Source organism: Fluviicola sp., assembly GCF_030151805.1.
Lineage (GTDB): Bacteria > Bacteroidota > Bacteroidia > Flavobacteriales_D > Crocinitomicaceae > Fluviicola.
In genome coordinates this window covers 1-7,027 of sequence record NZ_JASLCN010000187.1, presented here as the reverse complement: position 1 = coordinate 7,027, position 7,027 = coordinate 1, and the positions used below count along the sequence as shown (strand labels likewise).

Here is a 7,027-nt window from a genome sequence, read left to right as displayed (position 1 = left end):
TCCCAAACCTTCGAAACCGCTTCCGTTGTTTGCAGCACTGGAAGTATACTCGTACAGCATTTCCGAAAATCCATGGTGTCCGGGATTGTTGAGCCAGCCGGAAGCTTTTCCGTTATACCAATACCCCATTTCCGTGTTATGCGAAACGAAATATGCAGAAAGTGCTGTTCCGCTAAGAATCAGTAACGGATGAAGAATGGCTATGAAAGCAGCAATTTTTACTTCTCTGGCTTCTACTTTTTTTCCGAGAAATTCAGGTGTCCTTCCGACCATCAATCCAGATATAAATACTGCCAGGATGATGAAAATGTAGAAATTCAGAAAGCCCACACCAACACCGCCGTAAAACGAATTTGCCATCATTCCGAGCATAGCCATTCCTCCGGAAATCGGGGTGAAACTATCGTGCATGGAGTTTACGGAACCATTGGATGTGACTGTTGTGGTGATTCCCCAATAGGCGGAAGCTTCTGCTCCGAACCGGACTTCTTTTCCTTCCATACTTCCGGAAGACTGATCAATTCCCATTGCTGTTATGGCAGGGTTTCCTTTCATTTCCTGCGTAATGGCAGGAAGAAACAAGGCCAGAAAACCAACCGTCATCACACCCATGATCATCCAGGCCATCCGTTTTCGTTTGAGATAATAACCCAGCGCAAAAACCATCGCAATTGGAATCAGAACAATCAAAATGTTTTCAACCATATTGGTCAGGTAGCCCGGATTTTCCAGCGGATGTGCAGAGTTCACTCCGAAAAAACCACCGCCGTTTGTTCCGGCTTGTTTGATGGCAACCATTGCTGCGGCCGGACCTCTTGAAACAACTTGTTGGTCACCCTGAAGGGTCGTGATGGTTTCTTTTCCCTCCCAGGTCATGGGGGTGCCACATGCAACTAAAATGATTGCAGCTACAAATGATACGGGCAGAAGCACCCGCGTACAGCTTTTGATGAAGTAATTGTAGAAGTTCCCCAGTTGACTGCTTTGCCGGTCGCGCATGGCATTGAAAACCATCGCGCATGCAGCCATTCCCGTACCGGCTGTCACAAATTGCAGGAACATAATGCCACCAATTTGTGACAGATAGGAAAGCCCGGTTTCTCCGGAATAATGCTGCAGGTTGCAGTTTACCAAAAAGGAAATGGTGGTATTGAACGCCAGATCAGGCGACATGGACGGATTGTGATCCGGATTCAGCGGTAACCAGCCTTGATTCAGGAGAATCAAAAAGCAGAGGAAAAACCACACCAGGTTGATTCCTAGAAGCGCATAAACGTGCTGTTTCCAGTTCATTTCACGCGTTGCATCAATACCGCTGATGCGGAAGAAAAGACGTTCTATCGGACCAAATACCGGGTCCAGTACTGTTTTTTCACCGAGATAAACTTTTCCGATATAACGTCCCAAAGGGATTGCAAGTGCAACCGTCAGGATAAATATGGCAATAACGCCAAACAATTCAGTATTCATGAACTAGAATTTTTCAGGTTTGAGGAGCACATAGCCGAGATAGACAAACACGGCAAGAGCGAGAATAAATAGAGCGATCATCGTTAAACGTTTTCAAAGAATTGAACGGCCTTGTAACAAAGCCAAAAAATGAGGAGTGTTAACAGGGCAAAAAGAATTGCTTCCATACGCGTTTGTTTTAAACTCCGAAGGAATTGACCTGCTTCACGTATTCCTTTTCCAATAATTCCGGAAGCGGAATGTTAAATGCTGTTCGGTGCATTTCCATAAAACAGGTGAATGAGAATAAAAAGCCATTGACTACGGCGTTTTTCATTTCATTTGTTCCTGTTCGAAGTTGGTGTTCAGCAATATCCAGGCAATCGTTTACCCGTTTGAAATTCTCCTTCAAGGCATATTGCTTGGTAAGCTCTGCCAAATGGCTCATGCGTCGGTAATTGTTTCGTTTGCGTATCATTTTTTTTACATTTTTAGATGCGCTATGCCAATTCCCATTCCATTTAATCAGGAATAGTGTTAATGTATTGAAAGATAGTGTTTTTGAATGATGCCAAAAAAAATAAGTGCAAAAAAAGCCTATCAAAATGAGAGGCTTTTATCAAAATGATAGCAGTAAAACTTACAACTTGTATTCTTCAATTTTGCGGTATAAAGTGGCAATACCGATTTCTAATAAACGGGCTGCCTCGGCTTTGTTTCCTTTGGTATGATTCAGTACTTTCAGAATATGTAGTTTTTCAACGCTCGCCATGGAAAAAGCAGACAAGGTATTGCTTTTTTGTTCCTGGAGGAATTGAATTTCGGGAGGAAGATCGTCGGTTGTCAATGTTTTTCCATCCGATAAAATCACGGCACGTTCTACTATATTCTTGAGTTCACGGATATTTCCCGGCCACGAATACAGGCTCAGTTTCTCCAGAAAATCGTCCTCAATTCCCAATGTTTTACGGTTCGATTTTGCTGAAAACTGCTCAACAAAATGTTTGGTGAGGAGTTTAATGTCTTTTGAACGGCTGCTTAAAGAAGGCAATTCGACCTGGAACACATTCAAACGGAAATACAAATCGGAACGAAAACGCTGTTCTTCCGATTCCTTTTTAAGATCGCGGTTGGTTGCAGCAATCAGGCGGAAATTCGAGTGACTTGGCTTTGTGTCGCCGATTTTCAGGTATTCCGAAGTCTCCAGTAAACGCAAGAGTTTTGCTTGCAATTCAAGCGGCATTTCACCGATTTCATCCAGGAAAAGCGTTCCGCCGTTCGCTTCTTCAATTAATCCCTTCTGATCTTTGATTGCACCCGTAAACGACCCTTGTTTGTGTCCGAATAACTCGCTTTCCAGAATTTCTTTGCTAAAAGTACTGCAATTAAGCGCTACGAAACTGTTATCGGCGCGGCTGCTTGCCAAATGAATGGCTTCAGCAAAAACTTCTTTTCCGGTTCCGGTTTCACCGGTAAGTAAAACAGTAGCATCTGTTCCGGCTACTTTTCGGGCTAAATCTATTGCTTTTGTGATTGCAGAAGAAGTCCCGATGACAGAATCGAAGGTGTATTTTTTACCGACCCGTTTTTCCAGGTTGCGCACCCGTTTCCGGAGTTCCACTTTTTCGAAAGCGCGCGAAAGCAGTGGAATGATCTTATCGTTGTCGTTTCCTTTGACAATGTAATCAAAAGCTCCGTCTTTCATTGCCTGAACACTATCCGAAATATTACCGAAAGCGGTGAGGAGAATAATCTCCACATCGGGGTACGATTCCTTGATTTTCGGAACCAAATCGATTCCGTTTCCATCCGGTAATTTCACATCGCAAAGAATCACATCGATTGCTTTTTGAGCCAGTTTTTTCAATCCTGAAGCGCAATCCCCGGCTTCACAAACGTCATAACCTTCCGAACGAATGATTCTTGCCAGCAGGGAGCGGTGTTTTTCTTCGTCATCTATAATCAGGATATTCTTCACGTAAAAGCGATTTAATGCTGTAAAACTACAAGATTGTTTTCAGAATCAGATGAATTCTTTGTTTCGGATGCTGTTTTTGAAAATATGCAGTGCCTTTTGAGATTGGATTGTCCGAGAATTTAAGTGATTTTTTATCCTCATCCGTGAATTGACGGATTCTATCGCCTGTATTTCCATAGCATAGCTTTAATTAAACGTTAATTAAACAGTGACTTGACAAATAAGCACTATTTTTAGCTACAAAATTTCAAAAATATACGTAGTATGAAAATCAAAAAAACAAGTAGTGCATTGTTGTTCTTGGCTTTCGGAATGTTCTCGATGACTTCCGTTGCACAAAAAATCACTGTGCCGGCGCCAAGCCCTTTACAAACATTGACACAAAAATTCGGTTTGGGTGAAGTAACTGTAGAATACTCCCGCCCGGTTGCAAAAGGCCGTACAATCTTCGGAGACATTGTTCCTTACGGAAAAGTTTGGAGAACCGGTGCGAACGGTACAACGAAAATCACATTCACAGACGACGTTAAAATTGAAGGAAAAGATGTAAAAGCGGGAACTTACGGTTTGTACTCTATTCCAAACAAAGAATATTGGGAAGTGATGTTGTATTCTGATTTGACTTTGAACGGAAACGTGGCAGAGTATAAAGCAGAAAACGAAGTAGCGCGTTTCAAAGTGAAAACTACAAAAACTGCGGGGAAAGTAGAATCATTTACAATCAGCATCGGGGATGTTGCTCCAACAGAAGCTACGTTATCTTTGATGTGGGAAAACACAGCTGTTTCTTTGAGATTGACAACTGATATTGATGCAAGAGTGATGAAAAGCATTGATGAGTCCATGAAATCAGAGAAGCCAGAGTATTTCAGAGCTGCAGGATACTATTTCGAAAACGGAAAAGACCTGAGCCAGGCATTGACTTGGGTGAACAAAGCGACAGACGAAAACCCGAAAGCGTTTTATATGTTCTTGTTGAAAGCGAAAATTGAGTATGCTTTGAAAGATAAAGCTGCCGGAAAAGCAAGCGCTGAAAAGACTATTGTTTTGGCAAAAGAAGCTAAAAACGATGATTATGTTGCTTTGGCAAACAAATTGATTGCAGATAATAAGTAATAGTTATTCGTTCCAATATTTGAAAGCCCTTTCGTTTATCGGAAGGGCTTTTTTAGTTGTGTCTTTTTGTCATTTATGTTTCGTACAGAAGCCTTGCGCTAAAAAGCAATGATTATTTCGTCTGCTTGTAATTTAAAACGCGAAGAAGCAAAGAACGAAGTGGTTCTGTGATTTCGTTCTCCAAATTCTCTTACGATACTTTTATTAATAAAGGGTTTTAAATTTAGCTAAAACCCTTGCTGTGTCTGGGCTAATAGATATAACTTGTCCCGCCACTGCGGGATGTCTATCCGTATTTTTTCCAGTGGAAAGCAACTACTTTTCAGCATTCTCCAATAAATCAGCAGCACTTAATTCCTGTTGCTTCTTCACAAACAACTGAATAAGCGCAGCAATGATTAATACCAATAAACACCCGATGACATTCAGCCAAAGGAATGAAATGATATCAGCCACATAAATTCCGATCACGATCAGCTCTGTAATGATGGCTCCCCAAAAAACGGCCTTTCCACCAATGCGTTTCATATAAAATGCAACGAGGAAGATTCCCAGGATGGTTCCGTAAAACAACGATCCCAGTACATTCACCGCTTCAATCAAACTACCTAATTTGCTGGCAAACATCGCTGTTGCAATTGCAAAAATTCCCCAACCGAATGTAAACCATTTCGACGCTTTGTAATAATGCAATTCACTTTGATCTTTTACCCACATGCGTTTATATAAATCAATCACTGTTGTGGAAGCAAGGGAATTCAAAGCGGCGGCAATACTTCCCCAGGCGGCAAGGAAAATCATGGCAATGAGCAAACCGATCAATCCTTTGGGCAAATTTTCTACCACAAAATACAGGAAAATGTAATTGGTATCGTTGGTATCTGCCGTGCTGTCTGCTTTTTTCATGACAGCCAAAGCATCTTCGCGCACCACTTTGGTTTCGGTTTCCAACTGCAATAAATTGGCTTGTAAGGTCTTGATTTTTCCTTGGTCTTCCTGGTGCAAAGCAGCTGCCAATTGTGTGGTTTGTGTTTTCCGGATGACGTTCAGGGAATCATTCTTAGCCTGTAAACGCTGAAAATCGTGTCTGTATTCCGAACGCAATACCTTGTCAACTTCCTTTTGATTGAAGAAAATCGGCGACTGAAAGAACATGTAAAAAACAAAAACCAAACTTCCCACCAATAAGATCAGGAATTGCATCGGTACTTTGACCAAACCATTCATTAATAAGCCGGTTCTGCTTTCTTTGGTGTTTTTTGCGGTCAGATATCTTCCAACCTGTGATTGATCCGTTCCGAAGTAGGAGAGGGCTAAAAAGAAACCACCGATCAACCCACTCCAGATATTGTACTTGTCTTTCCACCAGGCGGAGTCCGTTACGTCGATTTTGGTTTCGATGACATTCAGTTTCCCCATTTTTCCTGCAACATGCAAAGCATCCGTGAAACTCACATCTTTCGGAAGCATCTGAACCACGAGGTAACCTGCTAAAAACATCCCGATGAAAACCACGATCAATTGCTGCATCTGTGTATACGTGACAGCCTTGGTTCCTCCGGTTACGGTGTAAATGATCAGAAATCCACCCATCACAAGATTGGTGTAATAGATGTTCCACCCAAGTAACGAAGCCAGGATAATGGAAGGTGCATAAATACTGATTCCGGTTGAAAGTGCCCGCTGAACCAGGAATAAAACCGAAGCCAGGGAACGCGTCTTCAGGTCGAAACGCTGCTCCAGATATTCGTATGCGGTGAAAACTTTGAGTTTGTGATAGATCGGGATAAACGTGACGCATAGAACAACCATTGCCAAAGGCAGACCGAAATAATACTGAACGAACCGCATTCCGTCCGTGTAGGCTTGTCCCGGTGCTGATAAGAACGTAATCGCACTGGCCTGAGTTCCCATGATAGAAAGCAAAATCAAGAGCCAACTCATGGAATTACTGCTCTTGAAATAACCGTCCAGCGTTTTTTCGCTTTTGCTTTTATAAAGACCGTAACCGATTACGGCCAACAGGGTGATGATGAGAACGATCCAATCGATGAAACTCATGAGAAATGTTTAGTGAAAAAGTAAAAAAATACGATCAGGCCTACCAAAGCCGCGACGACTCCTGTATAAGCCCATTTCCAGTTTTTGGGATTTCCTTCTTCTTCGATCATTATTTGGTTTTAAATTGTATTCGGTAAATATCCTTTTTACTTTGGTTCCATATGTGTCAGTTCGAGTTCCCGGCTAAGTGTAGTGAATTGTCGGGAGTATTGGGAACGACATCTGTGGGAATAAAAAACCTATTTATTCTGAGGCAGACTCAATAAATTTACAAATAAACGATAAGCTCCCGGAATTCCCGCCGGTAATTCGCGGAAGAATACCAATCCGGTATACACAAAGTTTCCTTTTCCGTATTTGGAAATGATCAGACTTCCTTTGTGAGCTTCTTCATTCGGATCGTGCATGGAAAGAACGGTTTCG

7 protein-coding genes are annotated in these 7,027 nt (G+C 42.1%); 1 reads left to right on the top strand and 6 read right to left on the bottom strand.

Going from position 1 to position 7,027, the window contains the following annotated elements; translation table 11 throughout:
- The 4 genes from kdpA to Q1V93_RS07085 form a co-directional block, all read right to left on the bottom strand.
- Positions 1 to 1,470, bottom strand: a 1,470-nt coding sequence (kdpA, locus tag Q1V93_RS07100) for a potassium-transporting ATPase subunit KdpA (RefSeq protein ID WP_300663198.1), incomplete at its 3' end; no start/stop codon positions are given.
- Positions 1,471 to 1,473: 3 nt separating this feature from the next.
- Positions 1,474 to 1,551 (bottom strand): potassium-transporting ATPase subunit F, encoded by a 78-nt coding sequence (locus tag Q1V93_RS07095; RefSeq protein ID WP_300663199.1) that lies wholly within the window; start codon positions 1,549 to 1,551, stop codon positions 1,474 to 1,476.
- A gap of 97 nt (positions 1,552 to 1,648) precedes the next feature.
- Positions 1,649 to 1,927 (bottom strand): hypothetical protein, encoded by a 279-nt coding sequence (locus Q1V93_RS07090; protein ID WP_300663196.1) that lies wholly within the window; start codon positions 1,925 to 1,927, stop codon positions 1,649 to 1,651.
- Between the two features lie 162 nt (positions 1,928 to 2,089).
- A complete protein-coding gene (locus Q1V93_RS07085) occupies positions 2,090 to 3,427 on the bottom strand; it encodes a sigma-54 dependent transcriptional regulator (RefSeq protein WP_300663194.1) in 1,338 nt (445 codons plus the stop codon).
- Between the two features lie 264 nt (positions 3,428 to 3,691).
- Between Q1V93_RS07085 and Q1V93_RS07080 the strand changes: the two genes are divergently transcribed.
- The gene (locus tag Q1V93_RS07080) at positions 3,692 to 4,543 is read left to right on the top strand and encodes a DUF2911 domain-containing protein (RefSeq protein WP_300663192.1); all 852 of its coding nucleotides are present in this window, start codon (positions 3,692 to 3,694) and stop codon (positions 4,541 to 4,543) included.
- Between the two features lie 315 nt (positions 4,544 to 4,858).
- On the opposite strand, the gene Q1V93_RS07075 is transcribed toward Q1V93_RS07080, so the two are convergent.
- Positions 4,859 to 6,604: a sodium:solute symporter gene (locus Q1V93_RS07075; RefSeq protein WP_300663190.1), complete on the bottom strand. Its 1,746-nt coding sequence runs from the start codon at positions 6,602 to 6,604 to the stop codon at positions 4,859 to 4,861.
- Positions 6,605 to 6,843: 239 nt separating this feature from the next.
- On the bottom strand, positions 6,844 to 7,027 hold a 184-nt coding region (locus tag Q1V93_RS07070; protein ID WP_300663188.1), incomplete at its 5' end, for a hypothetical protein.

Excerpts from the sequence above, each read along its gene's own strand:
- Q1V93_RS07090 (WP_300663196.1), bottom strand. The coding sequence starts at position 1,927 with ATGATACGCAAACGAAACAATTACCGACGCATGAGCCATTTGGCAGAG.
- Q1V93_RS07080 (WP_300663192.1), top strand. The coding sequence starts at position 3,692 with ATGAAAATCAAAAAAACAAGTAGTGCATTGTTGTTCTTGGCTTTCGGA.
- Q1V93_RS07075 (WP_300663190.1), bottom strand. The coding sequence starts at position 6,604 with ATGAGTTTCATCGATTGGATCGTTCTCATCATCACCCTGTTGGCCGTA.
- Q1V93_RS07095 (WP_300663199.1), bottom strand. The coding sequence starts at position 1,551 with ATGATCGCTCTATTTATTCTCGCTCTTGCCGTGTTTGTCTATCTCGGC.